This window comes from candidate division KSB1 bacterium (assembly GCA_034521575.1).
GTDB lineage: Bacteria > Zhuqueibacterota > Zhuqueibacteria > Residuimicrobiales > Krinioviventaceae > JAXHMJ01.
Genome location: JAXHMJ010000005.1, coordinates 1640511 through 1656874, shown reverse-complemented (window position 1 = coordinate 1656874; position 16364 = coordinate 1640511). Strand labels below are relative to the sequence as shown.

The window sequence follows — 16364 nt, the reverse complement described above, 5'->3', positions numbered from 1 at the left end:
CTTTAGTATATCGAAAAGTAAAGGATATGCCGACACCGGATTGGTAAAAGAACCCGGAAGCTTTAGCAACCTGCCTGCCGGTGAAGCAAGTGTTGCACCGAATCCGGGTAGTTGCAACGGGGATTTATATGTGGATTGTGGTATGGGTGTTTACGCTAAGGAACAGCTTAGATTAATCATCAAAGAGGGAAGAGCTGTCAGAATTAAAGGCGATGATGCGGCGCGACGGCTTCGCCCCCGGCTTTCAAAATTCGGCCCGAACAGCAGGATTGTTGCTGAATTTGGTATCGGCACAAATGAGATGACCCTAAATAGCGGATGCATTCTGGAAGAAGAAAAGACCAAAGGAACCATTCATATAGCTATTGGCAATAATGTGTCTTTTGGCGGCAAAAATGATGTCCCCGTGCATCTGGATGCTGTTGTATACAAGCCTGATGTGGTTATTGATGGTCGTTATATTTTAAAAGCGGGCAAACTGCTTATAGAATAATCGGCATCGAGCAAAGCATCAAACCCTTTCAAGGTGTTCTTTTGTAATTTGGGGCAAGGATACAGAAAAAACCGATCCCTCTCCCAGCCTACTGCTTACATCTATAACGCCTTTATGCATTTCAACAATATGTTTGACCAGACTGAGTCCCAAACCGGATCCGGTTTCATGGTTCTCCGACTCTTCCGTGCTTACCCGATAAAATTTATCAAATATTTTTGCAAGCGCTTCTTCGGGTATTCCATATCCCTGATCTTTAATATCAACCCGGACATATTGACCAGTCTCATACAGATGAATATCAATACGACTGTCAGCTGGACTGTATTTTAGTGCATTGGTAATGAGGTTGATAAAGACCTGTTCCATCATGCCATAGTCAGCATAAACTTCAGGAACCGTTTCATTTTCATGGATGCAAATTTCGATATTTTTTCGAGATGATTTTTGCGAATGATTGCCGGTGACAATTCGGATAATATCTGACAGGTCTATACTGATTTTGTTTGGCTGAATTCGACCCGATTCGATTCTTGATATATCCAGGAATTTATTGACCAAATCCGTAAGCCGGTTCGTTTCCTCGAGAATAATTTTTGCATATTCTGTATTTTGTTCCGGACTTGAGTCGTTGTCCAGCAGCAATTCGCTAAAGCCGGAAATACTGGTCAATGGAGACCGCAGCTTCATGCGCGCGACCATGGAGACCAGTTCAGTTTTCATTTTATTGATTTCTATCTGCTGGGTTACATCTCTCAGAATAGTGACCACTCCGACGACGGCTCTGCCATCTTTCTGCAGCACCCGGGCTGCGTTGGCTTGCAGGACTCTTGTTTTCCATTCTTTTTCCGGTTTTACAGTAATTTCCACGCTGGATTCGACAGTTTGCTCAGGGGTCCGTAGCGCGGCTCAACAATTCAATCAGTTTGGGTTCTTTGATGACGTTGGAAATTGGCTGTTCTGAAACATCGGACTCTTTGATTTGAAACCATTTTTCCGCCGAATGATTCAAAATTAAAATGTTCAAATGGGGGTCTGTAACAATCACTCCGTCGGCAATGTTTTTGATGATGGTTTGAGTTTTGTTACGTTCCACAATAATCTTGGCGAGATTCATATTGTGGAGTCTCTTTAATTCAAGTGTCATATAGTTAAAAAGACGCGCGAGCCTGCCGATTTCGTCGTCTGTGTGCACCTTGACTGTATGAGAAAAGTTGCCCTGAGCGATTTTTGTTGCGCTGTGCTCGAAATCTGAAATGGGTTGTGTGATATTGCGCGAAATGAATGTGGCAATGATGCCGGCTACGCCCACCGCAATTAAAATAATCAGCACAAAGCGGACCGCTGCATAATACAACGGGGTGCTGATACCGTTGATAATCCAGGTCCCCATGGTTAAAATAACCGGGATGATAGCGGCGGCCAGGGTTGCCAGGAATAGCCGTCTGAATATTTTACTTTTGACTTGTTGTCGAATCCATTTTATCATGATTGTGTGTCTCCCGGATACGACTTTATTGCGTCCCGAGTTTTTTGCCTGGTACAGGCGAGAATCAGCCGTCCGGATTAACTGTTCCCGGGTTTCTCCGTCCTGCGGAAACGTCGCTACACCGCAGCTGATGGTGAGACATTGATTCGGCTGTACATGTTGACCAAAGTCATGTGTCTGAACAAGACTGCGGATTTTCTCTGCTGCAACATGGGCATTTTTTGCCGCAGTTGCAGGCAGTATCAGCACAAATTCTTCACCGCCGTATCGGGCAACGGTGTCGATACGTCTGACATTGTTTTGAATCAGTTTTGCTAATGAGCCCAGTATTTTATTTCCGGCTGGATGGCCCAATACATCATTGTATGTTTTAAAAAGATCAATGTCCATCATAACCAATGAAACAGGTAAAAGATGCCTTTTACTTCGATTTATTTCGGTTTCCAGGGTTTTGACAAAGTACCGGTAATTATGCAGGCTGCGTGAGCCGCGTCTGTATTCGCGAGTTCCCACAATTTGCGTTGAGCCTGCTCCAGTTGATTGATTTTGTCCTGTAATTGATCGTGCAGGGATTTTATGTGCAGCAGATTGCGGACGCGGAACTTTAATTCATATCGGTTTACAGGCTTTAGAATAATGTCATCTGCGCCGGCCTGAATTGCCTTTATCTTGTTCTCCTGATTGTCCTGTTCTGCAATCAGAACGACTGGAAGATACGCGGTATGGGAGGTCTTGATAAATGAGCATATTTCCTGCGCCAGGACAAACGATTGTGGTAAATTTAAAAAGACCAGATCCGGACATGCGGAGATTAGCTGTTCCTGTAACGACGCAGATTCTTGTAAATATTCATATCTGTAATTTTTACTTGATTCATCCGTAAACAATAATGCGTCGGATGATGTATTTTGAACGATAACAATTTTAAAGGTGCGGTCATTCCACCCGGGTCGTTCTTTTTTCGTGCGCATTGCCCTGGCATTTTCGGACATTATTCATCCTGCCTGTTATACCTCACATTTAGCTGGCGTGCAGCGCCTGCTTCATCCAATCGAGAGATGACGGTCGTGTGCGGAGCGGATTTCACGGTGTCCGGCTCTGTTTCCACTTCGGTTGCGATTTGTTTCAAAGCCTGTGCAAACGCGTCCAGCGTCGCGCGGCTTTCTGTCTCGGTTGGTTCAATCATCATGGCTTCGTTTACAATGAGAGGAAAATACACGGTTGGGGCATGAACTCCAAAATCCAAAAGACGTTTGGCGATATCCAGTGTTTTGACGCCTTTTTCTTTTTGTCGATTTCCGGATATGACAAATTCGTGCATTGGAGTTTGCTTATACGGCAAATCATAATCGTCTTTGACTTTGCTCAGAAGATAATTTGAATTGATGATCGCCTGCTCCGCGACACGCCGCAATCCGGGACTCCCCAGCATACGGATATATGTATACGCTCTGACAATCACGGAGAAATTGCCGTAAAAAGAACTGACTTTGCCGATACTTTGCGGTCTTTTACAGTCCATGCTGTATGCACCTTTTGATTGTCGAACGCAGGGATACGGTAAAAACGAATCCAGCTCTCGTGTCACAGCTATAGGTCCGGAGCCCGGTCCGCCGCCGCCGTGCGGTGTTGAAAACGTCTTGTGTAAATTGAAATGCACAATGTCTACACCGAGGTCACCGGGACGTACAATGCCCAAAAGCGCGTTCATATTGGCGCCGTCCATGTACACCAGCCCTCCGGCCTCGTGAACCAGGGAGGTGATTTGTTTGACATTTTTTTCAAACAATCCCAATGTGTTGGGATTGGTGAGCATAAACGCGGCCGTGTCTTGATCCAGGGCGTTTTTTAACTCTTCAATGTCAACAAGCCCGTTCTCGTCTGATTTTAAAGTTTTGCTTTTATAACCGGCAATGGATACGCTCGCTGGATTGGTGCCGTGCGCCGAGTCCGGAACAAGGACATATTTGCGTGGATGCCCCTTTGATTCGTGATAGGCCCGGATAGTCATCAGACCGGTCAATTCTCCATGCGCTCCGGCAGAAGGCTGCAGGGTGATGGCTGAAAGTCCGCCGATTTCACAAAGATTTTTACCGATTTCATATAAAAGTTTGAGCGCACCCTGCACGGTATCATCCGGCTGCTGCGGGTGGATGTGCTGGAATCCGGGTAATCCGGCAGTTTCTTCATTAATTTTTGGATTGTATTTCATGGTGCAGGAACCGAGCGGATAGAACCCTTTGTCGACATGGTGATTTTTTCCTGATAAATTGACAAAATAACGCATGATCTCGGATTCGCCGAGTTCGGGCAACTCTGCCGGTTTTTTACGCAGATATGATTTTGGCACCAGTTTTTCAACACGAGTCTCAAAGTCGCGGTCATAAAGGTGAACGCCACGTTTGCCTTTAGTACTTGTATCAAGCATTAATTTATCCACAATAGACTCCTTTATATAAAATAGCAGATTTTAACTTACAATATAAGAGGGGAATAGTCAAGTATTTTTAGGAGCAAACCGGGAATGAGGATCAAAACTTGCTAGATGATTTGATCCATTTACTCTGCTGATGAGACAGCCGCGGGTCGAGGGACCAGAGCGTCTAAGCCGATAGATCGCCGTAGGAAATGACCGTTATTTTATGGGAATAAAGCATTTTTTTGATCTCAGGGCCGGCCAGGACGTCGAGTTCGTGTTCGCGTCCTTTGTTGTAAATTGAAACAGGGTCGGGAACAAGTAGAAACCGGGATGACACATGAGTTCTGTTATCCCTGGTTTCAGATGTGTCAGCAGCGCTGCAATGGTTTTCTCTTTGTCCGGATTGTTTAAAAGTTCCATTCCTACAAAATGATCCGGTGTAACAAAGTCGGTCGCATACTTTTTATAGCTCAGACTCTTGAACGCTGTTTGCTGGAATGCAGACACAGGGCTCAGGGTCCAGGATATATGTAAAGGCGACGACACTGAACGATATTTCCCGGAAATGGGGCGCATGAGGCTGAATACCACCCGTGAAATCGGCGGGAGAAGGTGTACATGATGATGGCCGTCAAAATGGTCAAGTTGGATTCCCGCATCAAGGCATTTTTGAATCTGGCTGGAAAGCTCTGTTTGTATATCTGTTATGCTGATTTTATTCCGTAGCATACGTCCCGCAAATTTCCATTTGTTCCAGAATGTTCCGGTTTCCTGCACCAGGGTGGGGATCTGTCGGGGACGCGACACCGGTATGCCGCTGGTTAGATTGAAATGGATACCGGTTGGCAAGTTCATCTGTTTGATTTGGTGAACCGCCTCATCAAATGCAGCGCCATTTGCCATCAGTGTGGCGCTGCTCAGCACTCCCTCTGTAAATGCTTTGCAAATTCCCGCATTGACCGCAGAATGAAAACCCAGGTCATCTGCGTTGATTATGAGTTTCATGTTCAACATGTTTGTAAAAATTGAATAATTGATCCAGACATTTGTCAGAATCAAAATGTCTGATCACGAAATCACGGGCGTTTGCGCCAAGCCGCTTTTGTTCGTGTTTGTTTTTATATAGATACTCTATTTTATTGGCGAGATCCGTCATGTTTTGGGGTTCCGCCAACAACCCGGTTTTGTTATTGACAATGAGTTCGGGAATCCCGGAAACAGGCGTGGACACAACAGGTAAGCCCATGGCCATGGCTTCCGCAAGAACATTGGGAATGCCATCCCGATTGCCGTTTTTTTCGACTATGCAGGGCAGTACAAAACTATCGGCCCAGTGATAGTGCTTTTTAATTTTATGGTGATCGACGCTTCCCAATAGCCGCACGATGGAAGCGAGGTTCAGTTTTCGATCATGCGCTTGAGCTCCGGGTGAAGAGGCCCGTCGCCGATAATATGGCATTGAAAAGGGATATCCCGGTTCTGCAACAACTGACAGGCGCCGATCAGGATGCCAAATCCTTTTTTATGCACCAGTCGGCCGACTGATAACAGATTCATTGTATTGTTTTTCTCGCGCCGGTCGCAGGGCTTGAATCGTCCGGTGTTGATGCCGTGATAAAAGACATGAAATTTATCAGGGTCAAATTCGGGAAAGCGTTCTGAAAAATAGGTTTTGTTAAATTTTGTACAGGTCAGCACAAATTCTGCGTTTGATATTTTTTCATGCAGGTTATATTGGGGAGTAAAAATATCATACGCATGCGCTGTCACGCCATAGGGAAGGTTTAAGAGTCTGGCGCACAACAGAGCAAAGCTGGCAGCGGCGTCGGCAAAGTGAGAATTGATCAATGTAACGCCGTCTTTATGCATTTTGATCGCCAGAGGGACGGCCAGGAAAAAGTGCAGCAGCATATCCTGGCGCTCGGTTTTGTTCATGTCTTTGTTTTTCAGAAACTTGAAAAGCGTTTTAATAAAAGACGACGGGTTTTCCCTGGAGGTGCAGGCGTAAAACCATGTTGAAAAATATCTGATTGGCGAAAAAAACAGCGCTCGAATATGTGCGGAGATCAAAGTCAGGTCAGAAAGTACATAGCATACGGAAAACAGATTTGTTGAGCGCTTTCGGGCCGGATCGTTTGTATTTGGTTTGAAAAGCGAATAGATCTGGATATCCAGTCCGCGCTCGGCCAGTCCGGTCATCTCTTTGGTGATGAATGTCTGTGAGAGAACCGGAAAAATATTGTGAATAAAGCCGATGCGCATTTCAGGTGGTTTTCTCTTTCAAGTACAGTTCGAGTCGGTCACGATAAAAATCGACTGTTTTGCGAACCCCGTCTTTTAGTCCAACACGGGGCTTCCATCCGGTTGCCTTTTGAAATTTATCGAATGTCACGACAAATTTGCGAATATCAATGCTTTCGCGTTCCGGGGGAAACGGGATATGCTCATACTCTCCTTTGCCTGTGGCCTGGATCACAGTTTTAACCATATCCAGAAACACGGTTTCTATCCCCGAACCGATGAAAAATATATCGTTGTTCAATTCTTTGCAAATAGCGGCGCGTATAAAAGCGTCCACCACATCATCCACGTAAACGTAATCGCGTGTCTGCTGACCGTCGCCATAAACGGTTATGGTGCGCCCGGTCATGGCATTCTGGATAAACCAGTTCAATATCCCGTAAAATCCATGTTCCATCTGACAGCGCGGTCCATAGACGTTGTTCAGGCGCAGCGACACCACCGGAAAGTTGTAAATATGCCCGTAGAGCAGCAAATACTTTTCTGCCGCCAGTTTATTGATTCCATAGACATCCGTCGGCTTGGTAGGGTGGGCCTCATCGACCGGAAGGTATTCCGGCTCACCGATTTGTCCGCGGCTGCCTGCATAGACAATTTTGACATTCTGATTCAAATCAGCTACTGCGTTGCACAGTCTCAATGTACCGTTACAGTTGATATCGGTATCCAGTTCAGGGTTTTCCATGGACACTTCGCGACCGACCTGGGCTGCGAGATGAAAGATGATATCTTTGTTTTGAACATGGGTTCGCAGGGTTGCTGTGTCGCGGATATCGGCGTTTACCACTGTTACACGATCCTTGATTTCATGTATATTGGCCGGATTCCAGCCATAAGGGTTTAGGCAGGCATCGTAAAGCGTGACGCCGGCTCCGTATTTAACAAGCTGGTGTGCCAGATTGCTCCCGATAAACCCAAGTCCGCCGGTGATGAGAATGTTCTTTTTCGAGAGCGAGGAATAATCAATCGGGTTCATGTTTTATTTCCTGTAATAAATTTCCAAAGTCCTGACCGATAATCTCCAATGTGCAGTTTTGTTTGGCTGTCCGATACGCGTTTTTTCCCAATGTTTCGCAAAGGTCAGGATGATTTTTCAGGTATATAATAGCATTGGCCAGCTCCCGCGGATTGGCGCGGGGTATAAGGTACGCGCTTTTATTGTGAGTCAGCAATTCCTGGACCGGTCGGTTACGCCCGGTGATCAGGGGTTTGCCCATGGCAATGGCTTCTATGACTTTATTGGTGGTTACCCGCAGCATCCGTTCATTATCGCCGAAAATGCCAAGGCATACATCGGCTCTGGCCATAAAATCTGCAAGCTGGTGATAGGGAACAGGATCATAAAATGTTACATGGTCAAGAAGGAGGTCGCGCGCCAGTTGACGGTCGCGTTTATAAGTGATGCCTTTTCCTACGATCTGAAAGTGAATATTTTCGTTTTTGAGCAACGCAGCGGCCTGCAGGATGGTATTTACGCCATGAAAGGGTGCATATTCACCATGAAAGTGCACCAAAAACGGGTTTGCTTTCGGTCCCGGTGGTCTCGGGTGAATGACTGTATTGTCAACTGCGAGAAATATTCGTTTAAATTTACCTTCCGGGATGCGAAATTTTTGAGAAAAATCGCGAATATGATCCCGGGTTTCCAAAACCAGTTTTTCAGAGAGTTTGCAGGCCAGACGGTCACTCCATTTGTAGAACTTTGCTTGTGCAGAGCCGTCCCGAGCTGCCCTGCGATCGTGCACCATGGTGTCAAAAGTCGCGATGTACATATCAAACAGGATCGGTTTTTGTGTGATCAGTTTGACGAACGGAAGTAAAAGCTGGCCGTAAAAACCGACCAGTACCACATCACAACCGCGTGCAAGCCGCCACGCGCGCCACAGTAATTTGGGATAATGGATAAAGCGCTTGTCCGGCGGAAAGCAGGTGCGCACATGCAGTCCCTGTGATTTCAGGCCTTTGTACACGATCCTTGTCCGGGAATATTCCGCTTCACGTCCGGCTATATATAAAATTTTAAAGCGTTTTATTTTTTATATTCCATTTTTTTGATACGGTACAAAATGTTTTCAATCAACGAACGGTTTGACCCGATAATGTCTGCTAAAAGACCGATTATGAAAATCTGCACACCCAGAAGCAGTAAAATGGCAGTCAGGATCAGGGATTGAATATGGCCTGCTCCGCCCTGCGTGACATAAAAATATAAAAACCGCAGTCCAAGCAGCAAGCCGGCCAGAAAAAAGATGCCGCCGATAAAAGAAAACATTTTTAGCGGCTCGTACATGGTGTAAATACGACCGATCGTTGCAACAGACCGTTTGATATATCCCCAATTGCTTTTAAAAAGACGGGACTCGCGCAACTTACGATTGGTCCGTACCGGTTCCGAGGTGATGGACAGGTTTTTCTTGCCCGCTTGAATGATTGTTTCGAGCGTATAGGTAAACTCGGAAATCACGTTGATCTGCAACGCCGCTTCCCGGGACAACGCCCGGAATCCACTGGTGGTATCGGGCACGGTTGTGGTCGATACCTGCCGAACCACCCAGCTCCCCAGCTGCTGCAGACGTTTTTTCATCCAGCTGAATTCGGATATCTGGCTGATTTCCCGGTCTCCGATAACCAGATCAGCCTTTCCCTGTAAGATGGGCTGAACAAGATTTTTGATATCAGCTCCGACATACTGATTGTCCGCATCGGTATTCACAATAATATCCGCCCCCAATCGCAGACAGGCATCCAGACCGGCGGTGAATCCTTTGGCCAGGCCTTTGTTTTTGCTCAGACTGACAATGTGATGTACGCCGTGTGCTTTGGCTACGTTTACGGTGTCGTCTGTACTGCCGTCATCGATGATAAGGATTTCAATATCATCAATACCCTGGATATCTTTAGGGAGATCCTGCAGGGTTACAGGCAGGGTTTCAGCTTCATTAAAGCAAGGTATTTGAATGATTAGTTTCACGATTAATCAATAATCTCTTCAATGTTGTATTCCTGAATATCTCTTGCGTGTGTAAAAATGATCATTTCGCCCAGCAAACCTATGGCAATCATTTGCAGACCAATGACCAGTAACACCATTCCCAGCAGCAATATAGGCCGTCCTGCGATACCGCCGAAACCCAATAATCTGTAAAAGAACAAATAAATATCAATGGCAGCGCCGATCCCGGTGAACAGGACACCCAGGAAACCGAGAAAATGCAGGGGTTTCTTGGTATAACGGCTTAAAAATATGACGCTTACGAGGTCCAATAGACGTCGGACATAATCCCGCGGATGCAGAGCCCGCTTGTAATTGCCGGTGAGCTGTTCCACATTGATTTCAGTGATTTTATAGCCCTGATTGTGCGCCATAACCGGAATAAACGTGTTGAGTGCACCGTAAAAGGGTACATGTTCCAGAACTTGACGACGGGTGGCGAGAACACCGGAATTAATATCCTTTAACCGCAGACTGGTGAGTCGGTTGGTGAAAAAATTAAACAGCCGTGATACAAACCGGTTGATATACGAATCACGCCGCGGCGACCGGGCTCCGATGACCACGTCTACATCTGTGTCCAGTTCGTTAATGACCTGGATCAGATCGGAAGGATTGACGCCGATACCCGCTGTGTAAAACAGAATGTTTTCGCCTTTTGCAATTTCAAGAGCTGCTTCCAATACGGAGGATTCGCCAAATGCTGTGCGCAATTTTATAATACGGATAAATGGATGTTGATGACAAAGTGACTGGAGTACCTGCCACGATGTATCCTGGCTTCCGTCATCCACATAAATCAGTTCAAAAGTTTTATTATAAGATTTTAGGACATTGCAAAGCCGGGTATTTAACCATTCCAGTTTGTCGCTGATGTCATGAACAGCGACGATGACTGATAATGTTATACTATCAGGCGGTGTGGCCATAATACAAACCTATATTTCTTGTTTAGGGTGATCAATTTCGTACAATGTGTCCAGGGCAAAGGATTTACGCGTGCCACTGTGGGTGATCATTTTTCCGACCAATCCGAGTAAAATAAACATAAATCCGGATGAAAGCAATAAAACCGTAATGGATATAAGGACATTTAAAGTCTCTGTTGAATGTCTGTGGCAGACCGAACAGATCAACGCAACAAGGCCTCCCGCCAGGCATAGAAAAGAAAATTTTGAAAAATACAGCAGCGGGTTGTACAAATGGCGCATCAGCAGTCGCAGGGTGGTTAAATCCATGATAACCCGGAATGTACGGGAAAGATTGTATTTCGACGTTCCGTAAAGCCGGGGATGATGTCGTACCGGCATTTCTGTGATACGGGCGCCTTCCATGCGCATCAGAGCGGGTATAAATCGATGCATTTCACCATACAACGCCACTTGCCTCAGTAAATCTCCGCGAAAGGCCTTGAGAGAACAACCCGTGTCATGTAATTTCACATCCGTCACCGAGCAGATGATGCGGTTTGCAATGTTTGAAGGCAGTTTTCTGCCGATCAATTTATCTTTGCGGTTTTTACGCCAGCCGCTCACCACATCATAACCCGCCTGCAGTTTATCTACCATTAACGGAATATCTTTGGGATCGTTTTGAAGGTCTCCGTCCATTGCCACCACCACTTTACCGCGCGAGGTTTTGAATCCGGCTGCCATCGCAGCAGATTGCCCAAATTGCTCCGGAACAACACGGCTCGCAAATGGGACCGGGTTCCGGCAAGTTGTTTTACAGCCTCACGTGTACCGTCCGTACTGCCGTCATCGACAAAAATGACTTCGAACGAATAGGGATGCTGTGATAGAACACTATAGATCCGGTTCCACAACCGTTCTACGTTTTCCACTTCATTGTAAAGCGGAACCGTAACAGAAAGATAGGGTTGTTCATTCGGTGTGTTCATTTGATCTATATTGTTTCTTTAGTGTCAAGACCAGAACTGGTACTAGAATAATGAATTCAACAAAGACGACCCAAAAATTATGCCGGGTAAACAGACTGCTGAAAAACTCATGTCCGGCAGATGCCCGGTGCAGATCCAGAAAAATCTGAACCGGTGAAATGACGTGCAAATCCGAAAACGGCATGAATAAAGGGCACCCATAAGGGCGCTCTTGTCAAGGGTCAAAAGATCCATGACAAGATGCACATATCCGGCGCTGATCAGCCAAAATGCAGATTTCCTGAATTTGTAATGGAAAAACCGCCACAATACAAATGCGCCAAACAAGCCGGCAACGGTTACAAAGACCAGGCTGTGCGAGAACAGTCTGTGATAACGGTTTACATTTCCTGTAAAAAAGCCGGGTATCACATCAAAATCAGGAAGAACACTGAAAAAGAGAACAAAAACAGCAAGCCATTTGTTGTGCGGCTTCCCGGATGATATCGCCAGAGCAGAACCCGCCAATGTGTGACCTAGTGGTGTCGGCATAATAGGTTAACTCGAGTTCAATATATAATGTACAAATTATTTTTGTGGAACGCCACTATAAAAATACCGTTCCGGGTTACAAGGTTTCAAGAACATGACTGATCCTTTCAAAGGCCCAGTCCAGATCTTTACGTTCGATAATGAGCGGAGGCGTAAAGCGCAGAATGTGCTCATGCGTCTCTTTACAAAGAACACCCTGTTCCTGAAGCGCTTCACAGAAACGTCGGGCGCCGCCTGCCTTTTTGTCCAGTTCTACACCGATCATCAGGCCTTTGCCGCGGACTTGGGCAATGTTTTTCGAGTGAATGCTGTTCAATTTACCTCTGAAATAGATTCCCAGTTCGAAAGCCTTGTTGATCAGGTCTTCATCTTTTAGAATATTAAGCGCTTCTCGTGCTATAGCGCATCCGAGAGGATTGCCGCCAAATGTGCTGCCATGATCGCCCGGCTTGAAAATATCCATGATTTCACTGTTGGCAAGAAAAGCGGAAACCGGATAAAAGCCGCCGCTCAGGGCCTTGCCAACCACAAGGGCGTCCGGTTTCACCGATTCGTATTCAAAAGCAAATAATTTGCCACAACGTCCCAGACCGGTTTGAATTTCATCCAAAATGAACAGGCTGTTGTTCTCCTGGCATATTCCCTGGACTCCTTTTAGATACCCTTCAGGCGGGATGATCATTCCGCCCTCACCCTGAATGGGTTCCAGAAATACAGCCACAGTATTTTTCGTTATGGCGTCTTGCAGAGCTTTTAGATCACCATAGGGTACGGTGATAAATCCGGGTGTGAGGGGACCGAAACCGGATTTATACTGATTTTCGGTCGAAAAACTGATAATGGTTGTGGTGCGGCCGTGAAAATTGTTTTCCGCGACAATGATCTCCGCCTGGTTGGCCGGAACACCCTTGACCATATATCCCCATTTTCGAGCTGCTTTGATGGCGGTTTCCACGGCTTCTCCGCCGCTGTTCATGGGCAGTACTCGTTCAAAACCAGTGAATTCACTGACCTCTTTGCAAAAGAGGGGAAGCTGTTCGTTTCGGAAAGCTCTGGATGTCAATGTGAGTTGTTGACATTGTTTCTGCATGGTTTTAACCAGACGCGGATGACAATGTCCCTGATTGACTGCGGAATAGGCGCTGAGACAATCCAGATACTTTTTACCGTCAGTATCGTAAAGCCATATTCCTTCCCCGCGCTGAATAATAACATTTAGAGGGTGATAATTATGAGCTCCGTACTGATCTTCGATGCGCATGAGTTCCTGAGAATCCATTTTCATCTCCTTCGTGTAAATTGATTCGGCCGAATTTACAAAAACGATTTTGTAATCGCAAGTGAATCCCGAAGATTCGTTCAGTTGAATTTGTTTTATTTTCTCGTACCAATTTACCCTGAAAATTGTTATATTTTAAAAAACAAACAGGAAAGGAAATTATTGTGCGTGTTTTATCAGGTATACAACCTTCCGGAGCTCTGCATCTGGGTAATTATTTTGCAATGATGAAACGTATGATAGACTACCAGAAAAATCACGAGTTATTCTGTTTTATTGTTAATTATCATGCGCTTACCACGGTGAAAGATCCTGAACAATTAAAAAAGCATACGTTTGAAGCGTGTGTCGATTTTTTAGCTTTGGGCATTGATCCGGAAAAAACCTATTTTTACGTCCAGTCGGATGTCCCCGAGGTCACGGAGCTCACATGGATACTGTCCAATGTGACCGAAATGGGGCTGCTGAACCGGGCGCATTCATTCAAAGATAAAAAAGCAAAAGGAATCGAGATCAATCATGGTTTGTTTGCCTATCCCGTGCTTATGGCTGCTGATATATTGATGTACGGCGCTGATTTGATCCCTGTGGGGAAAGACCAGAAACAGCACGTAGAGATGACGCGAGATATTGCCCAAAAATTTAACCATGCCTTTGGAGAGGTGTTTGTGCTCCCGGAACCTGACATTCAGGATGATCTGGCGATGATTCCCGGTGTTGACGGTCAAAAGATGTCAAAGTCTTACGGCAATACAATTGAGATTTTTGCTTCCAAAGGACAATTGAAGAAAAAAGTCATGTCTATTGTAACGGATGCCCGGGCGGTTGAGGAGCCGAAAGACCCCGATACCTGTAATTTATTTGCGATATACTCCTTGTTTTTAGATAAACCGGGGCGGAATGAGCTGCGTGAGCGTTATCTTAAACCGGGTCTTAAATACGGCGAGGTCAAAAAGGAACTCCTCGAAGCGATTTGGACGTTTTTTGAACCCTACCGGGAAAAGCGTGAGGCGCTTGTGAATGATCCGGATGTTGTCAAGGATATCATGAGTGAGGGTGCAAAGAAAACACGGTCCGTGGGACTGGAATACCTGCATAAAGCCCGGGAAGCGGTGGGTCTTGTTTACTAATTACAAAGCTCTGCTCTTTGACTTTGACGGTGTCATTGCAGAAACCATGCCCTTTCACCTTGCCGCCTGGCGGGAAACGCTTTTAGAATACGGGGCTCATCTTGATGACCGTATGGTTCTGGAAAACGAAGGCCGGCAGGCGCTTGATATCGCGTCTCGTATCCTCAAGCACGCCGGCGTTGAGGTGGATTATAAAGATATCCAGGAAATTGTGGATCAAAAAAACAAATTGTTTCGCTCCACACAACAGGCCGGAATCTATCCTGAAATCCCTCATATTTTTTCCAGCGCAAAGCGACATGGAGTTCAAATAGCGCTTGTAACCGGAACTCTGGATAAAAATGTGCGCTCTGTTGTTTCGCCTGAAATCTATGCTCAATTTGAGGCTGTCATTGACGGGCGAGCCGTGGCTCAAGGCAAGCCGGCTCCGGACCCCTATCTGAGAGCAGCGGAAAATCTCGGGGTGCGGGCAGCAGAATGCATTGTTATTGAAAATGCTCCTATGGGAATACTCAGCGCCAAAGCCGCCGGAATGTTCTGCATTGCTGTTTGCACGACGTTGACGGGGGAACAATTAAAAGAGGCTGACGTAAAAGTACTAAATCACGAGGAACTGAAAGCGTTTCTGGAACAGTCGGTCTTTAACTCGGGGCATTGAGAGTTTATATGAAAAAAATAGTAATTGCTGTGCTTTTGATCTTTGCTGCAGGATGTTCCAAACGGGAATTGCCGCAAACGCCGACCTATGGGGCTCCTGAACTTGCGGTTCAAACAGCGCCCAAAGTGCTGAGCCCGGGTAAAACGTACCGGGTGGAAGTTACGGTCGAAAGCGACAATCAGGTCGATTCGGTTGCGCTCAGCATGCGCGATAAAAACGGGTCCGTACTCTATACCTGGTATTTGTTTGATGACGGCGGCGCCTTGCACCCGGATGACGGCGATGTTGCCGCATTTGACGGTGTGTTTACGCAGCGAATACACTATAATACCGCATCCGGTGATGATCAGGAATTGGTGTGGCATTTTACCGCCGGTGATGAAAAGGATCAGCAAAGCGAGCCCGTTGAATGGTCGCTTGTCGGCTTGGCCAATCCCAATACTCCTCCCGTGATCACTCGTATCGAGGCCCCGGAAGAATTGCCGAGTGGTTTTTCAGGCAGCCGTTTCATTACCGTGTCCGTGACCGACTCTAATGGTCTTCAGGATCTCCAGGGTGTTTCCTACACTGCTCATCTGAATGACACCAAAATATTTGAAAACCGGATTGACCGTTCAACCTCACCGGGTGAGTTTGAACAGCAAATCACAGCAGAGTTTGCATCCGGCAGAAAAACCGGGGACTATGAATTTATTTTCCGCGCCCGGGATGTTTCCGGCGCAGTTAGTGAACCGGTATCCCGGAGCATTTCTATCTATAACGACCCGCCCATATTGGGTGAACCTGCGCATGTAGATTCCGTGTTGCGGCCTGAGCAGGGATTCAGGAAAACTTTTTTGATCACTGTACCTGTCACGGATGATCAGGGGTTGAGTGATGTCAGGCGGGTCTGGATGAAATGGCGCAAAGCTGATGGTTCTTTTCCGAGCAGCGGCCCCTATTTTGATTTGTTTGATAACGGTTTGCCCTGGCAGGAGGACTTTGCCGACTGGGATCAGGGCGCGCGCGGCGACGAGACGGCAGACGATGGCGTTTATTCGATTATGGGTACGTTTGATGCTCAACAGCCACCGGGAGAGTATACGTTTACTTTTTATGCATTGGACTTTGCCGGCAATGAAAGTGATTCCACCACGACGCATCTTTTATTATACACAGAGGAGAATTGATCG

The 16364-nt window shown here is 46.3% G+C and carries 17 protein-coding genes and 1 pseudogene; 5 read left to right on the top strand and 13 right to left on the bottom strand.

The features are described 5' to 3' along the window. Window positions 1–40: 40 nt before the first annotated feature. Window positions 41–493 carry a hypothetical protein gene (locus U5R06_20480; GenBank protein MDZ7725123.1) on the top strand — a complete coding sequence of 151 codons (453 nt, stop codon included), beginning with the start codon at window positions 41–43 and terminating at the stop codon, window positions 491–493. A gap of 18 nt (window positions 494–511) precedes the next feature. On the opposite strand, the gene U5R06_20475 is transcribed toward U5R06_20480, so the two are convergent. From U5R06_20475 to U5R06_20420, 12 genes and pseudogenes are all read right to left on the bottom strand, one after another. Beyond that, window positions 512–1363: a HAMP domain-containing sensor histidine kinase gene (locus tag U5R06_20475; protein MDZ7725122.1), complete on the bottom strand. Its 852-nt coding sequence runs from the start codon at window positions 1361–1363 to the stop codon at window positions 512–514. A gap of 19 nt (window positions 1364–1382) precedes the next feature. After that, complete coding sequence (locus U5R06_20470; GenBank protein ID MDZ7725121.1) at window positions 1383–2495, bottom strand: diguanylate cyclase; 1113 nt, start codon at window positions 2493–2495, stop codon at window positions 1383–1385. Next, a complete protein-coding gene (locus U5R06_20465) occupies window positions 2414–2974 on the bottom strand; it encodes a hypothetical protein (GenBank protein ID MDZ7725120.1) in 561 nt (186 codons plus the stop codon). Before U5R06_20465 ends, U5R06_20470 begins: the two co-directional genes overlap by 82 nt. Continuing rightward, entirely contained in the window at window positions 2974–4425 is a 1452-nt protein-coding gene (gcvPB, locus tag U5R06_20460) for an aminomethyl-transferring glycine dehydrogenase subunit GcvPB (GenBank protein ID MDZ7725119.1), read from the bottom strand. The genes U5R06_20465 and gcvPB overlap by 1 nt, the downstream gene beginning before the upstream one ends. A gap of 192 nt (window positions 4426–4617) precedes the next feature. After that, on the bottom strand, window positions 4618–5406 hold the full coding sequence (locus U5R06_20455; protein MDZ7725118.1) for a ChbG/HpnK family deacetylase: 789 nt from the start codon (window positions 5404–5406) through the stop codon (window positions 4618–4620). Continuing rightward, window positions 5381–5860 (bottom strand): glycosyltransferase family 4 protein, encoded by a 480-nt coding sequence (locus tag U5R06_20450; GenBank protein MDZ7725117.1) that lies wholly within the window; start codon window positions 5858–5860, stop codon window positions 5381–5383. Before U5R06_20450 ends, U5R06_20455 begins: the two co-directional genes overlap by 26 nt. After that, window positions 5800–6663, bottom strand: coding sequence for a hypothetical protein (locus tag U5R06_20445; protein MDZ7725116.1), 864 nt, complete (start codon window positions 6661–6663; stop codon window positions 5800–5802). The genes U5R06_20450 and U5R06_20445 overlap by 61 nt, the downstream gene beginning before the upstream one ends. Window position 6664: 1 nt before the next feature. Then, window positions 6665–7678 carry a GDP-mannose 4,6-dehydratase gene (locus tag U5R06_20440; protein MDZ7725115.1) on the bottom strand — a complete coding sequence of 338 codons (1014 nt, stop codon included), beginning with the start codon at window positions 7676–7678 and terminating at the stop codon, window positions 6665–6667. Then, the gene (locus tag U5R06_20435) at window positions 7665–8672 is read right to left on the bottom strand and encodes a glycosyltransferase (protein MDZ7725114.1); all 1008 of its coding nucleotides are present in this window, start codon (window positions 8670–8672) and stop codon (window positions 7665–7667) included. The genes U5R06_20440 and U5R06_20435 overlap by 14 nt, the downstream gene beginning before the upstream one ends. Window positions 8673–8731: 59 nt before the next feature. Continuing rightward, window positions 8732–9673 (bottom strand): glycosyltransferase family 2 protein, encoded by a 942-nt coding sequence (locus tag U5R06_20430; protein MDZ7725113.1) that lies wholly within the window; start codon window positions 9671–9673, stop codon window positions 8732–8734. Between the two features lie 2 nt (window positions 9674–9675). Beyond that, window positions 9676–10623, bottom strand: a complete 948-nt coding sequence (locus tag U5R06_20425) for a glycosyltransferase (GenBank protein ID MDZ7725112.1) — start codon at window positions 10621–10623, stop codon at window positions 9676–9678. A 9-nt stretch (window positions 10624–10632) separates the two neighbouring features. Further along, a pseudogene (locus tag U5R06_20420) lies at window positions 10633–11594 on the bottom strand (glycosyltransferase family 2 protein). 291 nt (window positions 11595–11885) lie between these two features. On the opposite strand from U5R06_20420, the gene U5R06_20415 reads away from it, so the two are divergent. Then, complete coding sequence (locus U5R06_20415; GenBank protein ID MDZ7725111.1) at window positions 11886–12077, top strand: hypothetical protein; 192 nt, start codon at window positions 11886–11888, stop codon at window positions 12075–12077. Between the two features lie 124 nt (window positions 12078–12201). Here the strand turns inward: U5R06_20415 and rocD are convergent, their stop codons facing one another. Next, complete coding sequence (rocD, locus tag U5R06_20410; GenBank protein ID MDZ7725110.1) at window positions 12202–13404, bottom strand: ornithine--oxo-acid transaminase; 1203 nt, start codon at window positions 13402–13404, stop codon at window positions 12202–12204. 164 nt (window positions 13405–13568) lie between these two features. Here rocD and trpS point away from each other — a divergent pair, with 164 nt between their 5' ends. Genes trpS through U5R06_20395 form a run of 3 tightly spaced genes read left to right on the top strand, consistent with a single transcriptional unit; the run spans window position 13569 to window position 16361 of the window. Then, window positions 13569–14534, top strand: coding sequence for a tryptophan--tRNA ligase (gene trpS, locus U5R06_20405; GenBank protein ID MDZ7725109.1), 966 nt, complete (start codon window positions 13569–13571; stop codon window positions 14532–14534). After that, a complete protein-coding gene (locus tag U5R06_20400; protein MDZ7725108.1) occupies window positions 14524–15192 on the top strand; it encodes an HAD-IA family hydrolase in 669 nt (222 codons plus the stop codon). Before trpS ends, U5R06_20400 begins: the two co-directional genes overlap by 11 nt. Before the next feature lie 8 nt (window positions 15193–15200). Further along, on the top strand, window positions 15201–16361 hold the full coding sequence (locus tag U5R06_20395) for a hypothetical protein (protein MDZ7725107.1): 1161 nt from the start codon (window positions 15201–15203) through the stop codon (window positions 16359–16361). Window positions 16362–16364: the final 3 nt, after the last annotated feature.